Annotated in this window: 16 protein-coding genes; 7 read left to right on the top strand and 9 right to left on the bottom strand. The window is 65.0% G+C overall.

What is annotated here, in order from left to right:
* Positions 1–181: 181 nt before the first annotated feature.
* The 6 genes from ACEN2S_RS11385 to ACEN2S_RS11360 all read right to left on the bottom strand — a co-directional run bounded on the left by ACEN2S_RS11385 (position 182) and on the right by ACEN2S_RS11360 (position 5,811).
* Positions 182–1,240: a TRAP transporter substrate-binding protein gene (locus ACEN2S_RS11385; RefSeq protein WP_441866273.1), complete on the bottom strand. Its 1,059-nt coding sequence runs from the start codon at positions 1,238–1,240 to the stop codon at positions 182–184.
* Positions 1,241–1,269: 29 nt separating this feature from the next.
* Positions 1,270–2,559 carry a TRAP transporter large permease gene (locus tag ACEN2S_RS11380; protein ID WP_441866272.1) on the bottom strand — a complete coding sequence of 430 codons (1,290 nt, stop codon included), beginning with the start codon at positions 2,557–2,559 and terminating at the stop codon, positions 1,270–1,272.
* Positions 2,559–3,170, bottom strand: coding sequence for a TRAP transporter small permease (locus tag ACEN2S_RS11375; protein WP_441866271.1), 612 nt, complete (start codon positions 3,168–3,170; stop codon positions 2,559–2,561). The genes ACEN2S_RS11380 and ACEN2S_RS11375 overlap by 1 nt, the downstream gene beginning before the upstream one ends.
* 66 nt (positions 3,171–3,236) lie before the next feature.
* A complete protein-coding gene (locus ACEN2S_RS11370) occupies positions 3,237–3,761 on the bottom strand; it encodes a flavin reductase family protein (protein WP_441866270.1) in 525 nt (174 codons plus the stop codon).
* Positions 3,761–4,654, bottom strand: a complete 894-nt coding sequence (locus tag ACEN2S_RS11365; protein WP_441866269.1) for an aldo/keto reductase — start codon at positions 4,652–4,654, stop codon at positions 3,761–3,763. Before ACEN2S_RS11365 ends, ACEN2S_RS11370 begins: the two co-directional genes overlap by 1 nt.
* Positions 4,654–5,811, bottom strand: a complete 1,158-nt coding sequence (locus ACEN2S_RS11360) for an LLM class flavin-dependent oxidoreductase (protein WP_441866268.1) — start codon at positions 5,809–5,811, stop codon at positions 4,654–4,656. Before ACEN2S_RS11360 ends, ACEN2S_RS11365 begins: the two co-directional genes overlap by 1 nt.
* Before the next feature lie 93 nt (positions 5,812–5,904).
* Between ACEN2S_RS11360 and ACEN2S_RS11355 the strand changes: the two genes are divergently transcribed.
* From ACEN2S_RS11355 to ACEN2S_RS11330, 6 genes are all read left to right on the top strand, one after another.
* The gene (locus ACEN2S_RS11355) at positions 5,905–6,609 is read left to right on the top strand and encodes a GntR family transcriptional regulator (protein ID WP_441866267.1); all 705 of its coding nucleotides are present in this window, start codon (positions 5,905–5,907) and stop codon (positions 6,607–6,609) included.
* Positions 6,610–6,635: 26 nt separating this feature from the next.
* Entirely contained in the window at positions 6,636–7,769 is a 1,134-nt protein-coding gene (locus tag ACEN2S_RS11350) for a Gfo/Idh/MocA family protein (RefSeq protein WP_441866266.1), read from the top strand.
* 509 nt (positions 7,770–8,278) lie between these two features.
* A complete protein-coding gene (locus tag ACEN2S_RS11345; RefSeq protein WP_441866376.1) occupies positions 8,279–9,991 on the top strand; it encodes a glucan biosynthesis protein in 1,713 nt (570 codons plus the stop codon).
* Positions 9,988–10,212, top strand: coding sequence for a hypothetical protein (locus ACEN2S_RS11340; RefSeq protein ID WP_441866265.1), 225 nt, complete (start codon positions 9,988–9,990; stop codon positions 10,210–10,212). Before ACEN2S_RS11345 ends, ACEN2S_RS11340 begins: the two co-directional genes overlap by 4 nt.
* A 3-nt stretch (positions 10,213–10,215) precedes the next feature.
* Positions 10,216–12,012 carry a glucans biosynthesis glucosyltransferase MdoH gene (mdoH, locus tag ACEN2S_RS11335; protein ID WP_441866264.1) on the top strand — a complete coding sequence of 599 codons (1,797 nt, stop codon included), beginning with the start codon at positions 10,216–10,218 and terminating at the stop codon, positions 12,010–12,012.
* Positions 12,005–13,141, top strand: coding sequence for an OpgC family protein (locus ACEN2S_RS11330; protein ID WP_441866263.1), 1,137 nt, complete (start codon positions 12,005–12,007; stop codon positions 13,139–13,141). Before mdoH ends, ACEN2S_RS11330 begins: the two co-directional genes overlap by 8 nt.
* Positions 13,142–13,163: 22 nt before the next feature.
* Here ACEN2S_RS11330 and ACEN2S_RS11325 read toward each other — a convergent pair whose 3' ends face one another.
* The 3 genes from ACEN2S_RS11325 to puuE form a co-directional block, all read right to left on the bottom strand.
* Positions 13,164–13,670, bottom strand: coding sequence for an ureidoglycolate lyase (locus ACEN2S_RS11325; RefSeq protein WP_441866262.1), 507 nt, complete (start codon positions 13,668–13,670; stop codon positions 13,164–13,166).
* A gap of 85 nt (positions 13,671–13,755) precedes the next feature.
* Complete coding sequence (locus tag ACEN2S_RS11320) at positions 13,756–14,586, bottom strand: bifunctional allantoicase/(S)-ureidoglycine aminohydrolase (protein WP_441866261.1); 831 nt, start codon at positions 14,584–14,586, stop codon at positions 13,756–13,758.
* Complete coding sequence (puuE, locus tag ACEN2S_RS11315) at positions 14,583–15,998, bottom strand: allantoinase PuuE (protein ID WP_441866260.1); 1,416 nt, start codon at positions 15,996–15,998, stop codon at positions 14,583–14,585. Before puuE ends, ACEN2S_RS11320 begins: the two co-directional genes overlap by 4 nt.
* 120 nt (positions 15,999–16,118) lie before the next feature.
* Here puuE and uraH point away from each other — a divergent pair, with 120 nt between their 5' ends.
* Positions 16,119–16,475 (top strand): hydroxyisourate hydrolase, encoded by a 357-nt coding sequence (uraH, locus tag ACEN2S_RS11310; RefSeq protein WP_441866259.1) that lies wholly within the window; start codon positions 16,119–16,121, stop codon positions 16,473–16,475.
* The last annotated feature ends 14 nt before the right edge of the window (positions 16,476–16,489 follow it).

The following is a 16,489-nucleotide window of genomic DNA, read 5'->3' as shown; positions in this document are numbered from 1 at the left end:
CCTGCGGCACATCAGGCCGCCGCGCCGGGGGCCGCGCCGCAGGGCCGGAGGGTGTCGCTTGGGGGGAAGGGAGAGGGCGCCTGCACCCGGGACGGGCGCGGGTCTTGGTCCGCAGCGGCGATGCCATAGCGGGCGCGGGAGATGCCGGTGGGGAGGGCGAGCCCCCCCACCGGCCGTGGTGTCAGTTCAGATCAGCGGCGCGCTCGGCATCCACCTCGGCCTGGGCCTTGGTGATCGCAGCGGTGAACTGGTCGAAGACTTCGGCGCCGCCGGTCACATTGCCCTTGAACCAGTCAAACACCGGGGTGGCGGCCTCTTTGAACGCGGCTTTTTCCTCGGCGGTCGGCACATAGACTTCGCCGCCCGCGGCTTTGAAGTCATCATAGGCCTGAATCGACTTGCGCTTCGGGCTGGCGAAAGTGGCCTGTTGCAGCGCGGCGAACCCATCGACCACCACCTGCCTCTGCTCGGGCGTCAGCCCTTCAAAGCGGGCGTTCGACATCCACCAGAAGGCGCCCATATAGCTGTGGTTGTCGAGCGTCAGGTATTTCAGCCCCGCATCCGGGAATTTCATCGACATGATGTCGGTGATGCCATTGGCGGTGCCCTCCACCACGCCGGTCTGCAGCGAGGTGAACAGCTCGGGCCACGGGATCGGGGTGGGCGAGGCGCCCACCGCCATCGCCGCCTGTTGCGGCAGATCGGCGGGAACGGTGCGCATCTTCAGGCCCTTGAGGTCGGCGGGCGTGTGCACGGTGCCTTTGGTATTGGCATAAGAGCGCCAGCCGCCGGTGTTGCCGATGGTCATCAGCCGGATCGCATCGCCGCTGTCGGCCAGCGCGCGGGCGCGCAGCTCACGCGTGAAATCGCCCGAGAGCACGGTTTCCGCCACCCGGTCATCGCTCATCAGATAGGGCAGGTCGAGCACCTGAATATAGGGGAACAGCCCCGCCGCCCCGCCCGAGGTCGAGATGAACACGTCGATCGAGCCATCCGCGACGCCTTGCAGGCATTCTTCTCCGGTGGCGCAAAGCTGGGTGCCGATGAACAATTCCACCGCGATGGCGCCGTTCGAGGCGTTCTCGACATAGTTCTTGAAGACGACGAGACCGTCGTAATCCTCATCATTCTCGTTCGAGGTGGCGGTGGCCCGCAAGGTGATGTCAGCCGCTTGCGCGAGGCCGGCGGCCCCCGCCAGCGTGCTGGCCAGAAGCAAGGTCTTCAGCGTGGTCTTGAGCATGGTATCCTCCCTGGATCTCAAGTTTTTGGTCAGTTCACAAAACCCGCAAGCCGCGGGATCGTCAGGCACAGCGCGGGGATATAGGTGATCAGGAAAATCACGATCACCTCCACCGCGAGGAAGGGCAGAATGGCGCGAGAGATGGTTTCCACCTTTTCCCCCGAGACCGACGAGGCCACGAAGAGCACGAGACCCATCGGCGGCGTGGCAAGGCCCACGGTCAGGTTCACCGCCATGATGATGGCGAAATGCACCGAGTCGACGCCCATCGAGGTGAAGATCGGCCCGAGGATCGGCCCCAGAATGATGATTGCCGGACCCGCATCAAGGAACATCCCCACGATGAACAACAGGATGTTGATCAGGAACAACAGCACCAAGGGGTTGTCCGACAGGCCAAGGATCACGCTGGCCAGCATCTCGGGCGTGTGGCTGAGCGAGGCGACGGTTTTGAAGGCCATCGCCGCCCCCACCAACAAGAGAACCACCGCCGAGGTCATGCCCGCCTGATTGAGAATGCCCGGCACATCGCGCAGTTTCAGCGTGCGCAGCACGAAGAAGCCGATGAAGAGCGCATAGGCCACGGCAATGGCGGCGGCTTCGGTCGGGGTGAACACGCCGCCCAGAATGCCGCCCATGATGATCACCGGCGTCATCAGCGGCCAGAAGGCCTTGAGGCTGGCCTGCCCGCGTTCGCGCCAGCTGTAGCGGCGCGACGCGACGGGGAAGTCGTATTTGTCGGCCATGCGCCAGATCAGGAGCATCAGCCCGCCGCCGACCATCAGCCCCGGCACGATGCCCGCCAGAAACAGCGCCGCGACGCTTTCGCCCATCACATAGGCATAGATGATCATGATGCCCGAGGGCGGGATGATCGGCCCGATGACCGAGCTGGCGGCGGTGATCGCGGCGGCGAATTTGCGGGTATAGCCCTGCTTTTCCATCGCCGGGATCAGCATCGACCCGAGCGCCGAGGTATCGGCCACGGCCGAGCCCGAGAGCCCCGCGAACATCACCGATGAGAGCACGTTCACATGCGCCAGTCCGCCGCGCAGATGGCCGATCAGCGCCTGGCTGAACTCGACCAGCCGCAGGGTGATGCCGCCGCGGTTCATCAGCTCGCCCGCCAGCATGAAGAAGGGAATGGCCATCAGCGGAAAGCTGTCCATGCCATTATAGACGTTGCGATAGAGCAGGGCGATGTCACGCTCTTGCCCGTTCAGCCAGAGCAGGATGCCGGGGGCGGCGATCAGGCCAAAGACCACCGGCAGGCCGAGCATGAGAAAGACGAGGAAAAGCGGCAGGAATAATGTCAGCATCATTCAGCTCCGAAGCCTTCGGGCTGGGCGATCACGATCAGCCCCTGACCCTGTCCCAGCAATTGCAGCACGGTGCGGGCGATCAGCTCGATCACCACGCTCAGCATCAAGGTCACCCCCACCGCGAGCGACGCCATCATCCAGGCGCGCGGCACCTTCATCCAGACCGAGAAATCCCAGCTGGTGGGCACCTGCAGCGCCGACATGGTAAAGCGGCCGCCAATGCCCATCGTTTCGGCCCAGCCCAGATGGAAGCCCACCCAGATCACGATAAAGGCGATGCTGAGCGAGGCGAGGTTGATCAGCGCCCCAAGGCGCCGCGGCAGATAGCCGAGCACCATATCAATGGCGACAAAGCCCCCGCGCCGAAAGGCGGTGGGGGCCATCAGCCCGGTCATCCAGAGCATGAGGAAACGTGCGGCCTCTTCGGTCCAGGGCAGGGCATTGCCCAGCACATAGCGCCACCAGACCTGCACCAGGATGATCGCCACCATCGAGGCGACGCAGGCAACGCCGATGCCGCGCCCCAGCGCCAGCACCGCAGCGTTGATCCGCCCCAGCAGATTGGTGGCGGCCTGCAGCCCATCGACTGCTGCCTTGAGTAGAAGCATTCCCATCTCCCTTACCGCCCCCTCCGTCTCCCCGGGGCTTGGTCGTCTGTTCGTCTTCGCCCCCGGTCAGCTGCCGGGGGTGAAATGGCCAAACTGCCCGCGCGCAAAGCCCAAGGGGTCTCCCTCCCGATGGGCGGCGCGCAGCACCTGACCGATAATGATCGCGTGGTCGCCCGCATCCTGCACGGCCCATTGCCGGCATTCAAAACGGGCCAAGGTGCCGGGAATGACCGGCGCGCCTTCGGGGTTGAGGTGGTGATCGAGACCGTCAAACGCCGCGCCGCCCTTGGTAAAGCGGCCGCTCAGCTCGCCCTGTTCCAGACCCAGCACATGGATGGTGTAATGCGGAACGGCGGTGAAGCGCGCGAAACGGGTCGAGCTTTTGGCAGGCGACCAGAGCACCAGCGCCGGGTCCAGACTGACGCTGGCAAAGCTGTTGGCGGTGATGCCAAACGGCCCCTCGGCATCCATGGCGGTGATCACCGTCACCCCGGTGGCAAAGCAGCCCAAGGCCGGGCGGAGCGCCTGCGGCGCGTCCACACCGGGCGTGATCAGATGCTCATGCGGGTGATGGGGCGCCGCCGCGATCATCACGGCACCTCATGGCCAAGGGCGTGGGTGTAAAGCTCGAACCAGGTCTGACGGTCCAGCTCCACTTTCAGCGCCTCATCCAGCGTGGCGATGCGCGAGAGGGAATTGGTCCCCATCACCGGCAGCACGGTCGCGGGCAGACGCAGGATCCAGGCCACGGCCACGGCCGCCGGGCTGACGCCCTGTTCGCCCGCGATCCGGTTCAGCGCCAGGCGCAATGGCTCGGGCGAGGTGGCAAAGAGGGTGCCGCCGCCCAAGGGCGACCAGGCCATCATCGGAATGCCGTTTTCCTGCGCGAAGGCCAGATCGCCATTGGTCAGCGCGTCATGCGCGATCAGGCTCAGCTCGATCTGGTTGGTCACCAGATCGTTTTCCATCTGGCTTTGCAGCAGGCTGAAATCCCAGGGCTTGAAGTTCGACACACCCACGGTGCGCACCTTGCCGCTGGCGATCAGCCCGTCAAGACAAGCGCCGGTTTCCTCGGCGTTCATCAGCGGGTCCGGGCGGTGGATCAGCAACAGATCGATGCGGTCGGTGGCCATATGCGCCAGCGACGCCTCAACCGAGGCAGTGATATGTTCGGGCGTGGTGTCGTAATGCTTGACCCGTGCGCTGGCATATTTGCCGACCGGGGCCACGATATCGCATTTGGTGACGATCTCGATCTTGTCGCGCAGCGACGGATCGGCGCGGAGCGCCTGACCCAGGATCGCCTCGGCCTCATAGCCGCCGTAGATGTCGGCCTGATCCATCGTGGTGATGCCCTGCGCCAGACAGGCTTCGATCTTGGCCTGAACATGGGCGGTGGCGGTGTTCTCGTCATCACCCAGACGCCACATCCCGTATACGATACGGCTGAAGTCCAGATCCTCGGTCAGCGAAATGCGCTCCATCAGCGACGCTCTCCCACGCCCAGCGGCGTTGCAGGTGTTTCAGTCGGCACGCGGCCATATTCATGCGGCAGCGAGCAAGTTTTCAAGTTTGGCAAGACCTTAGTGCCAAAATGTTCGGCCTCGTCCAAGTGCGGATAGCCCGAAAAGATGAAGGCGCGGATGCCCATCTTTTTGTACTCCTCAATCGCCGACATAACCTGATCGGTCGAGCCGACCAGTGCCGCGCCGCAGCCAGAGCGCGCGCGCCCGACCCCGGTCCAGAGATTGGGTTCGATATAGCCGAACTGATCGGCCAGTTCGCGGGCGCGGGCCTGATGCGACACGCCGAGGCTGATGCTGTCATGCGCGCGGTCGCGGATCAGCTTGCCATATTCATCGTCGAGCTTGCTGACCAGATGTTCGGCATATTCGCGGGCCTCGGCCTCGGTGTCGCGCACGATCATATGCACGCGCAGCCCGTAATCCAGCGTGCGGCCATGCGCCTCGGCGCGGGCATGGACGGCGCGCATCCGCTCGGCCAGCTGCTCCTTGGTTTCGGGCCACATCAGATAGACGTCGCATTGCGCGCCACAAAGCTCCAGCGCGTCGGGCGAATAGCCGCCGAAATAGAGCAGCGGGCCGCCGTTCACCTGATAGGGCCGCGCCGGATCGGTCGGTACGTTCTTGAACTGATAGACCTCGCCTTCATGGTCGATCTTGTCGCGGGTCCAGGCCTGGCGCAGGATTTCCACCACTTCATGGCTGCGTTTGTAACGGAATTTGCTGTCGGCCACTTCGCCCGGGAAATCCGAAGAAATCACGTTCAGCGTCAGCCGGCCTTTCAGCATGTGATCCAGCGTGGCCACGGTGCGCGCCAGCATGATCGGCTGCATCTCGCCGCAGCGGATGGCCGCCAGAAAATTGATGTTTTCGGTGATCGGCGCGCAGCCTGCCACAAAGCTCAGCGTGTCCTGGCCCACCTGATAGGAGGAGGGGCAGAGGATGTTGCGAAAGCCCTTGGCCTCGGCAGTTTTCACGATGTCAGAGCAATGCGCCCAGCTGGAACGCAGGTCGCCGTCCGGCACGCCAAGATAGGCGTAATCATCCGAACAAAGTGCGGCAAACCATGACACCTCGGCGGCGTCCAGATCTGCGGAAGTCACGGGAACGACGGTCATCGAATCTCCCCCTTTCGAGCCGAATTTCCATTTGACTAGCATTGGCTTTGATGTAGATCAATAGTGTATCAATTTTCCGGATGCTTCGACGAGATGACCCAGACCCAAGGTTCTTTGCCGATCTATCAGCAGATCACCGAGCTTCTGATCCGCGACATTGCGGCGGGCCGGTTGATTGACGGTGAGCGTCTGCCGCCCGAGCGCGATATGGCGGATGAGATGGGCATTGCCGTCGGAACCCTGCGCAAGGCTTTGGCAGAGCTGCAAAATCGCGGCATGCTGGAGCGGGTGCAGGGATCGGGGAATTACATCCGCGCGGTCTCGGACCCCAAAAGCCTTTATGCGATGTTCCGGCTTGAGCTGATCGCCGGGGGTGGCCTGCCCACCGCCGAGGTGCTCTCGGTCGACCGGGTGGTGAAGGATCCCGGCCTGCCGGGTTTTGGCCTCTCGCCCGAGGGGCATCGAATCAGACGTCTGCGCCGCCTTTCCGGGCAGATCACTGCCGTGGAAGAGATCTGGCTGGACGGCTCCTATGCCGAGACCATCGCGCGCGAAGATCTCTCTGAATCGCTCTATCTTTACTACCGCACCCGGCTTGGCCTGCGCATCGTGCGCGCCGAGGATCAGGTGGGCCTGGGCGCGGTGCCCGATTGGGCCCCCGCCGCCTTCACCCTTGAGGCGGGCACGCCGGTGCCCCTCATCACCCGCATCAGCTGGGCCCAGGATGGCGCGCGCGCCGAAACCTCCTGGACCTGGTTCGACCATCGGGTCGCGCGCTACGTCGCGCGGCTCAAGTAACCTGCATCTCCAAGGGAGGGGATAAATTGGACAATCTCACCTATGGCATCATCGGCTGCGGCATGATGGGCCAAGAGCATTTGCGCAATATCGCGCTGATCAAAGGCGCCCGCGTCGCGGCAATCTATGAGCCGGATGCCGGGATGCGGGCGGCCTCTGCCAATGCCTGCGCCGCGCTGGGTCTGGGCGAGCCGCGCAAGGCGGGGTCGATCACCGAGCTTCTCTCGGTCAGCGCGGTGAATGTTCTGCTGATCGCCAGCCCGAACTATCTGCATCTGGAACAGCTGGAAGAGATTGCTCGCATCCGCCCGCTGCCGATCCTGGTGGAAAAGCCGCTGTTCACCGATCCGGCCGATGCGCCGCGTCTGGCGGCTTTGCGCGCGGCCTATCCGGCGCCGATCTGGGTGGCGATGGAATATCGCTATATGCCCCCCGTCACCCGGCTGATCGAAGAGGCCGAGGCAGCCACCGGCGGTGTCAAGATGCTGACCATCCGCGAGCACCGCTTTCCCTTTTTGGAGAAAGTCGGCGACTGGAACCGCTTCAACCGCAATTCCGGCGGCACTCTGGTCGAGAAATGCTGCCATTTCTTCGATCTGATGCGCCACATTCTGCAATCGGACCCGGTGCGGGTGATGGCCTCGGGCGGGCAGGCAAACAACCATCTCGATGAGGCCTATGGCGGCGAAGTGCCGGATATCTGGGACAATGCCTATGTGATCATCGACTTTGCCTCCGGCGCGCGCGCGATGCTGGAACTGTGCATGTTCGCCGAGGGCGCGCGCTATCAGGAAGAGATCAGCGCGGTGGGGCCGAAGGGCAAGATCGAATGTCTGGTGCCGGGGCCGGGCCGCTTCTGGCCCGCGCATCTGGGCGAGCCGCCGGTGCCGCAGGTGATTGTCAGCCCGCGCGATCCGAAAGGGCCGGTGATGGTCGAGATCCCGGTGGACCCGCAGCTTCTGGCGGCGGGCGACCACAACGGCTCGACCTATTATCAGCACGCACGCTTTGCGAAAGCCGCGATGGGGGCGGCGCCGATCGAGGTGGCGCTGTCGGACGGCTGGTGGGCCTGCGTGATGGGCATGGCGGCGCAGCAATCGGCGGCCACGGGGCAGGCGGTGCGCATCGCCGATTTGCCCTGCGCGGCGGGTTTGCTCTGATCTGAGTGAAAGACCTGGCCCCTTCCGCTGGGAGGGCAGCGGCCGATGGCCTCCACCTTCCGGGTGGGGGCCATTTCGCATATCGGTTTGCATATCGGTTTGGGGGCGGTTCGCGGAGATGATCCGGCCCCGCGGTGGGCGCCAGAGGGTGGCGGAACCCGACGCCGCGCGCGGGCGCAGAGCCCATTCCCGGCTGGGGCAGGCGCGCACATCCTATGCGGGAATCGGGGCGCGGCGGGGCCGTTGATTGCGGTACCCGCGCCCGCAGCATCCGCGCCGGAACACCGCGCCAAGTTGCTGAAATCCGGTCCGGAACCCCTCCGGGCTGCCGGGTCGGCGCGCAACCGCTGCTGCAACGCGGCAACGTCGGCGAAAATTCGCGGGCAGCAACGTTTCCGTCATGCTTTTCGTGCATTGCAGCATTGCGTTTCCACCGCTTCAATCCATATGGATGCAGCGTCGCAGAAATGTCATCTGTAGTTTCGAAATCCTGGAAAGCCCGCGTCATCATGCCCAGCCTGCCCCCTCGCGCTGTTACCCTCTCTCGCCGGTCTCTGATCGCGATGATCCCAGCGTCGGCAATGCTTTATGCCTCCACCGCCCTGACGGAAGGTGCGCGCGCGCAAACCGCCGCACCGGCGGACGACGCGGCGGCACCCACGCCCGATTCGGCCCCCGCAGCACCGGCTCCCGTGCCGGTCTCGCAGCCGTTCTCGTTCGAGTCGCTGACCGAAGAGATGCGCGCCCTTGCTGCGGCGCAGTACAAAGCGCCCGAAGCGGTCAAAAGCTTCCTTGATTCGGTGAATTACGACGATTACCGCCTGATCACCTTCAACCCCGATCAGGCCCGCTGGGCCGCCGCACAATCGGTGGCCGGGGCGATCCATTCGGCCTCGGATCCGCGCCCGAGTTTCATCCTGCATGCCTTCCCGATGGGCTGGCTGTTCAAGGTGCCGGTGCGCCTCTATGAAGTGATCGGCGGCAATGCGACCGAGATGGTCTTTACCTCGGACGATTTCAAATTCCTGAACGGTCTCGAAGACCGCCTGCCGCCCGAGGCCAAACATGCGGCCATGCCGGGCGTGTCGGGCTTCCGTCTGCACACGCCGCTGAACCGCCCCGATGTGATGGATGAGCTGATCGCCTTTCAGGGCGCCAGCTATTTCCGCGCGCTCGGCCGGGGCAACGCCTATGGCCTCTCGGCCCGGGGTCTGGCGATCAACACCGGCATGTCGGTGGCGGAAGAATTCCCGACCTTCACCAAATTCTACCTTGAGCGGCCCGAGCCGGGCGCGATGTCGATCACGCTTTACGCCGCGCTCGACAGTGCCAGCGTGACGGGCGCCTACCGCTTTGTCATCACGCCGGGGGCCGATACGGTGGTGGAAGTGACCGCGCGTCTTTTCTTCCGCGCGGATGTCGAGCAGCTGGGTGTGGCGCCGCTGACCTCGATGTTCCTCTTCTCCGAGAAGAACCGCGATAAATTCGACGATTACCGCCCGAATGTGCATGACAGTGACGGTCTGCGCATCCTGCGCGCCGATGGCGATCTCTTGTGGCGGCCGCTGAACAACCCGCCGCGGCTGTCCGGCTCGTATCTGGGCGAAAGCAGCCCGCGCCGGTTCGGCCTGCATCAGCGCGACCGCGACTTCGACAACTATCAGGATTCCGCCGCGCATTACGAAAAGCGCCCCTCGGTGGATGTTGAGCCGATTGGCGACTGGGGGCAGGGCTCGGTGCGTCTGGTCGAGATCCCGACGGACCTCGAGGTCAACGACAACATCGTTGCCTTCTGGGTGCCCGCGGACAAGGCCCGCGCCGGGGATTCGCGCGAATTCGCCTATAAGCTGCACTGGGGCAATCTGCCACATGACGATATGGATCCGCGCGCCCAAGTATATGAGACCCGCGCCGGAACCGGTGGCGTCTCGGGCGTCGAGAACACCGACGGCACCCGCAAGTTCGTGATCGATTTCAAGGGCGGGCTGATTGCCAACCTCGGCGGTAATGTCGTTGAGGCGGGCGATCTGGAAGCGGCAACCACGGTGTCGGGCGGCGAAGTCGTCACCTCGACCCTGTCGAAGATCGAGGGCACCGACGTCTGGCGTCTGGTGCTGGACGTGAAAGGCCCCGAAGGCGGCGTCGTCGAGCTTGGCGCGCATTTGCGGGGATACGGAAAGAAGTTGTCGGAAACCTGGCTCTATCAGTGGATCGTTGAATGACCATGCTTAGCTCTTCCGTCTATGAGGCCTCGCCGGCGGCGATGACCTCGCAAAATCTGCGCCGGGCGCAGATCAACCGGCAGGTTGCGCATCTGGGCGCGCTGCCTGCGGCCCCTCTGGCCATGCCGACGCAGCGGCTTGAGGCCGAAGGCGGCAGCCTCTGGCAGCGTTTGCGGCTGCGTGTTAGCCTCTGGGCCACGCCCAGCGGTTCCAAGAGCTGATACATGACGTCACCGCGTATCCCCCGCGACCCCGGACCTTCCGGGGCGCGCCTGTCGGCGCTGGCCATGTCTCTGGCCGCGGCGGTTACCGGATTCATGCTGTTCTTTCGGTTCGGCGCGGCGGATGGGCTGGACGCGATGGACTTTGTCCGCGCGGGGCTGATCCTGCTCTCGACCTGGTGGCTGGCCTGGGGTGCGGCGGGGGGGCTTTTGGGCCTGACCAGCCGCGCGCGGGCGCCGGTGCGGGCGCTGGCGGAGGCGCCGATCACCAGCCGCACCGTCATTCTGGTGCCGGTCTATAACGAAGATCCGGTTGCCACCTTTGCCCGCATTGCCGCGATGGATGCCTCGCTGCAGGCAACGGGGCAGGGTAAGCATTTCCATTTCGCCATCCTGTCCGACACCCGCAAGGACGAGATTGCCGATCAGGAGGCCGAATGGTTCCTGCGCCTTCTGGCCGAGCGCCGCGCGGCGGGCCGACTGTTCTACCGCCGCCGCGAGAAGAACACCGGCAAGAAGGCCGGGAACATCGAAGAATTCATCATGCGGTCGGGCGCGGCCTATGATTTTGCGCTGATCCTTGATGCGGACAGCCTGATGGAAGGTGCCACCATTGTCGAAATGGTGCGCCGGATGCAGAACGAGCCGGATCTGGGCCTGCTGCAAAGCCTGCCCAAGGTCTGGAACGCGACATCGGTCTTTGGCCGCGCGATGCAGTTCTCCGCCAGTTTCTACAGCCCGGTCTTTGCCCGGGGGCTGGCGATGATGCAGGGCCGTTCCGGGCCGTTCTGGGGCCATAACGCGATGGTGCGGGTGCGCGCCTTTGCCGAGGCCTGCGGCCTGCCGGAACTGCGCGGCCAGCCGCCCTTTGGCGGCCATGTGCTCAGCCATGACTATGTGGAAGCGGCGCTGCTCGCCCGGGCGGGCTGGCGGGTGCGGCTGGATGACGATCTGGAGGGCTCCTTTGAAGAAGGCCCGGAGAACATCATCGACCATGCCAAGCGCGACCGCCGCTGGTGTCAGGGCAACCTGCAGCACGCCCGGCTGATCTTTGCACCGGGGCTGCTGCCCTGGAGCCGCTTTGTCTTCTTCCAGAACGTCTTTTCCTATATCGCGCCGCTGTTCTGGCTGGCCTTTATCGGGGCCTCGATCCTTGCGCCGCTCTTTGCGCCGCCGCTGGATTACTTCCCCGAGCCGAACTGGCCCTTCCCGGTCTTCACCGGCTCGGAGGCGTCGAAAGCCATCGGTCTGGCCATTGGCATTTTCGGGTTGCTGCTGCTGCCGAAGCTCCTTGTCGCGGCGGATGCGGCGCTGACGGGGCGCGCGCGCGCCTTTGGCGGCGGTGTGCAGGGGGCCGTGTCGATGCTGCTGGAGGTGACACTCTCCTCGATCACCGCACCGATCTTTCTGATGTATCAGACGCGCTCGGTGCTGCAGGTTCTTCTGGGGCGCGATGGCGGCTGGCCCACAAACAACCGCGGCGACGGCCGTCTGAGCCTGTCCGACGCCTGGGCCAACAGCCGCTGGATCGTGATGATCGGCGGGGCCGGGCTGGCGGCAACTTGGTGGCTGGCACCGAAACTCTTGCTCTGGCTGATGCCGGTGGCGCTGCCGATGCTGGCGGCACCGCTGATCATCTCGGCCAGCTCGCGGCGGTTCTCCGCGCGACTGTTCAGCGCGCCGACCGAGGCCGCCTTGCCGCCGGTGATCGCGCTCTACCGCGCGCAGTTCCAAAGCTGGGACGCGAGCCAGACCGACCGCGCCACGCCCGCGCCTGTGACCGGACCCGCCCATGCCTGATACTTCCCCTGCGGCGGTGCCGCTGAAAGGGCGCGATTCGCGCTTGGATGTGATGCGCGGCATCGCGCTGGTGATGATTTTCATCAATCATGTGCCGGGCAACCCGTTTGAAAACTACACCAGCCGCAACTTCGGCTTTACCGATGCCGCCGAGGTCTTCGTGACGCTGGCGGGGGCGGCGGCCGGTCTGGCCTATGGCAGCGGTTTTCGCGCGCGCCCCTATTGGCCGGCGGTGGCGCGGATCCTCAACCGGGTCTGGACGCTCTATCTGGTGCAGATCCTGACCTCGATGCTGGCGATTGCGGTGGTGATGTCGGGCTATGTTTTCCTCAATGAGGAATCGCTGCTGACGGCGAACAACTTCCGTCCCCTGCTGCAAAAACCGATGGAAGTGCTGATCGGCATTCCGATCCTCACCCATCAGTTCGGCTATGTGAACATTCTGCCGATGTATATCGCGCTGATGCTGATGGCGCCGCTGTTCTTGCTGGTGGCGCTACGGCATCCGCGCTGGCTCCTGGCGGGGTCGGTCGCATTGTGGGCGGTGGCGGGGCACTATCATCTCAACCTGCCGAACTGGCCCAATCCGGGCGGCTGGTTCTTCAACCCCTTGTCCTGGCAGCTGATTTTCGTGTTGGGTATGCTGACCGGCCTGCGCCTGAAGCAGGGCACACGGTATGTGCCGGTGTCACGCTGGCTGCAGGGGCTGTCCGCGGCCTATTTGCTGTTGGCGCTGGTCTGGACCAAATCCCCGGCGGCGACGGATGTGTTGGGCCACGGGCTGTGGTGGCTGCAGGAAAACTACAGCGTGCCGCAGCTGATGACCACGTTCGACAAGACCTATCTGACCCTGCCGCGTCTGTTGCACATTCTGGCGATGTTCTATCTGGTCTCGACGCTGCCGGTGCTGCGCCGCGTCTGCGCCAGCCGCTGGCTGGAGCCGATGGCGCTGTTGGGGCGGCAGGCCCTGCCGGTGTTTGCGACGGGGTCGGTTCTGTGTTTTGCCGCCCAGATCCTGATGAGCTGGTATCAGACGGGGTTCTGGGGCACCAACCTCGTGCTGGCATTGGGGCTGGCGATCCAGTTTGCCCTCGCCTATGGGCGCGAGCGGTTCCGGGTGAAGCGCTGAACCTCTGGGGTGGCGCGCGGCACTAGCCGAGCGTGATCGTCCAGGGGCTCGACAGCACCACTTCCTCCAGATTGGTTCCGGGGCCGATACGGTCCACCACCGCGAAGAGGCCGGGGGCTGCCAGCGGCGTCAGCACGCCATGCCAGGTGCCACGGGCGAGGTTGATCCCCTGACCGGGCGCGGTGAGAAAGGCCTCCGGCTGGCCCGGCTGGCCATCCGCGTCTGGCGCGACGATGACCAGAAACGGGTCCATACTCATCGGCAGAAAGGCCTGACTGCCCAGAGGGTGCCGCTCAAGCAGGGTCAGCACATAGGGCAGGGCGCGTGGCTCTGCCTTGAAGATCGAGATGCCGGCGCGGCCCTCGGCGCCGAAGTCGAGGCCCGCACGGTCGTGATAGCGGCCGCAGAGGCCAGCGTTGATGATCTTGTCGGGGGGGCCGCTGGCGTCGAGAATATTGCCATAGGGGGCGAAGGCCTCGGCGGTCAGCGGGCGGGCGGTCAGTGTGCGGTCGGTGCGGGGCTGCGGCATGATGGGGTCCGGTCTTGCGGCGAGGCCGGGGGGCTGTCTGCCCCCCGGACCCCCCGAGGATATTTGGAACGAAGCAAGGGTTGGGTCAGCCGAGGCTGCCGCCGAGCGGGGCGTGGCGGTTCACGTCCTTGTAAAGGAGGTAGCGGAAGCGGCCGGGGCCCGCAGCATAGCAGGCCTGCGGGCAATAGGCGCGCAGCCACATGAAATCGCCCGCCTCCACCTCGATCCAGTCGCGGTTGAGGCGGTAGACGGCTTTGCCCTCGAGGACATAGAGGCCGTGTTCCATCACATGGGTTTCTTCAAAGGGGATCACGCCGCCCGGCTGGAAGGTGACGATGGTGACATGCATGTCATGGCGCAGATCGGCGGGGTCGACAAAGCGGGTGGTGCCCCAGGCGCCATTGGTATCGGGCATCAGCGTCGGCGCAATCTCGGCCTCATTGGCGGTGAAATGCGGCGGCTTGTCGATGCCGGGGGCGGGGCGCCAGCGTTTGCGGATCCAGTGAAAGCAGGCGGGGGTCTGGCCGGTGGCGATGAGCGACCAGCTGGCGCCCGCGGGGATATAGGCGAAACCGCCCGCGCATAGCTCGGAGAGGGTGCCCTCCACCGTCAGGCTGAGGTTGCCTTCGGTGATAAAGAGCGCGGATTGCGCCTCGGGGTCCACCTCGGGGGCCGTAGAGCCGCCGCCGGGCTGCACCTCCATCACATATTGGCTGAAGGTCTCGGAAAAGCCGGTCATCGGCCGGGCGATCATCCAGAGCCGGGTTCTGTCCCAGCCGGGCAGGAAAGAGGTGACGATGTCGGAAAACACCCCCTTCGGGATGAAGGCATAGCTTTCGTTGAACGTCGCGCGGCCGGTGTGCAGCGCGGTTTGCGGCGGCAGGCCGCCTTTGGGGGCGAAATAGGGGCCGGTCATGGCAGGATCTCCGACAGGCGCAGCGCGGCAATCCGCTCGACCTGTTTGCAGGCGGTGGTGAATTCAGTGGCCGTGTCTTGCGCGAGGCGGGCCTCAAAGGCGGCGAGGATCCCGGCCTTGGTATGGTCGCGCACGGCGATGATGAAGGGAAAGCCGTGATGCGCCATATAGGCGTCGTTCAGTTCGGTGAAGCGGGCGCGTTCGGCATCGGTCAGCGCATCGAGGCCGGCGCTCGCCTGTTCGGCGGTGCTTTCCGTCGTCAGCCGTTTGGCGGCGGCGAGTTTTCCGGCAAGGTCGGGGTGGGCGCAGAGGACCGAGAGACGCTCGTCATGGCTGGCCGAGCGGAAGGCCCGGGCGAGCGCATTGGCCAACCCCACGGCGCTGTCATGCGCCGGGCCCAGTTCCATGTCGAACGCGCGTTCCGCGACCCAGGGGGAATGCTCGTAGATGCCGCCAAAGCGGGCGACGAAAGTGTCCTGATCCATCTCGCTCGGGCGTTCCTGGTCCACAGGCGGATGCGTCGCCGCCCAATGCGCGGCTATCTCGCTGCGGGTGGCGAACCAGACGCCCTCGTGTTTCGCGGCATGGTCGAGGAATTTCATCAGACCGGCGATCTTGCCCGGCCGCCCGATCAGCCGGTTGTGCAGGCCGACGGACATCATCTTGGCCATGCCCGCCGCCCCTTCGGCATAGAGCACATCAAAGGCATCGCAGAGATACTGGCCGAACTGCTCGCCGGTGATATAGCCCGGCGCCGTGGCAAATCGCATGTCATTCGCCTCCAGCGTATAGGGAATGATCAGCTGATCGCGCCCGGCAATCCGGCTCCAATAGGGCAGGTCATCGTCATAAGTGTCTGAAATCCAGTCAAGCCCGCCCGCTTCCGCCGCCAGCCGCACCGTGTTGACCGAGCAGCGGCCGGTGTACCAGCCGCGCGGCGGCTCGCCCACCACTTCGGTGTGCAGGCGAATGGCTTCGGCGATGGCGGCGCGCTCGGTCGCCTCGTCCATATCCTTGTGCTCGACCCATTTCAGCCCGTGGCTGGCAATCTCCCAGCCCGCCGATTGCATGGCCGCCACCTGCTCGGGGTTGCGGGCGAGGGCGGTGGCGACGCCGTAGATGGTGACGGGGAGCTGCCGCGCGGTGAACAGCCGGTGCAGGCGCCAGAACCCGGCGCGGGCGCCGTAATCATAGATCGATTCCATGTTCCAATGCCGCTGGCCGGGCCAGGGGGCCGCGCCCGCAATATCCGACAGGAAGGCTTCGGACTGGCCGTCGCCGTGCAGGATGTTGTTCTCGCCGCCTTCTTCATAGTTCAGCACCAGCGAGATGCAGATCTTGGCGCCGCCCGGCCATTTGGCATCGGGCGCCTGCGGGCCGTGGCCGCGCAGATCACGGGGATATCGGGTCATCGGGGTCTCCGTTTGTGTCACCCGATAGAACGCCGAAAGCCGGGGGGCTGCAAGGTGCAGCCTTGCCGCTTGCGGCCCTGCGCGCCATAGTCGGGCGCGATTGCGACAAAAGGAGGCATCATGTCGGGCTATCTGACCACCCATGTTCTGGACACCGCTCGGGGGTGCCCGGCGGCGGGGCTGCGGATCACGCTGGCGCGGCTGGAGGCCGGGGCGATGGTGCCGCTTGCCGAGGTGGTGACCAATGACGATGGTCGCACCGACAGCCCGATCCTGCCGCAAAGTGATTTTACCCCGGGGGTTTACGAGCTGGTCTTTCATGCCGGGGACTATCTTGATGCGAGCGGCGCCGCCGCCGAAAGCCCGCGGTTTCTGGACGTGATCCCGATCCGCTTTGGCATTTCAGAGGCCGGGGCGCATTACCATGTGCCGCTCTTGCTGTCGCCTTTTGGCTATTCCACCTATCGCGGCAGCTGAGCCGCGCCGGGTTG

It is taken from the genome of Phaeovulum sp. W22_SRMD_FR3 (assembly GCF_052113705.1).
Lineage (GTDB): Bacteria > Pseudomonadota > Alphaproteobacteria > Rhodobacterales > Rhodobacteraceae > JBGQOG01.
This window is presented reverse-complemented; position numbering and strand designations above follow the sequence as displayed.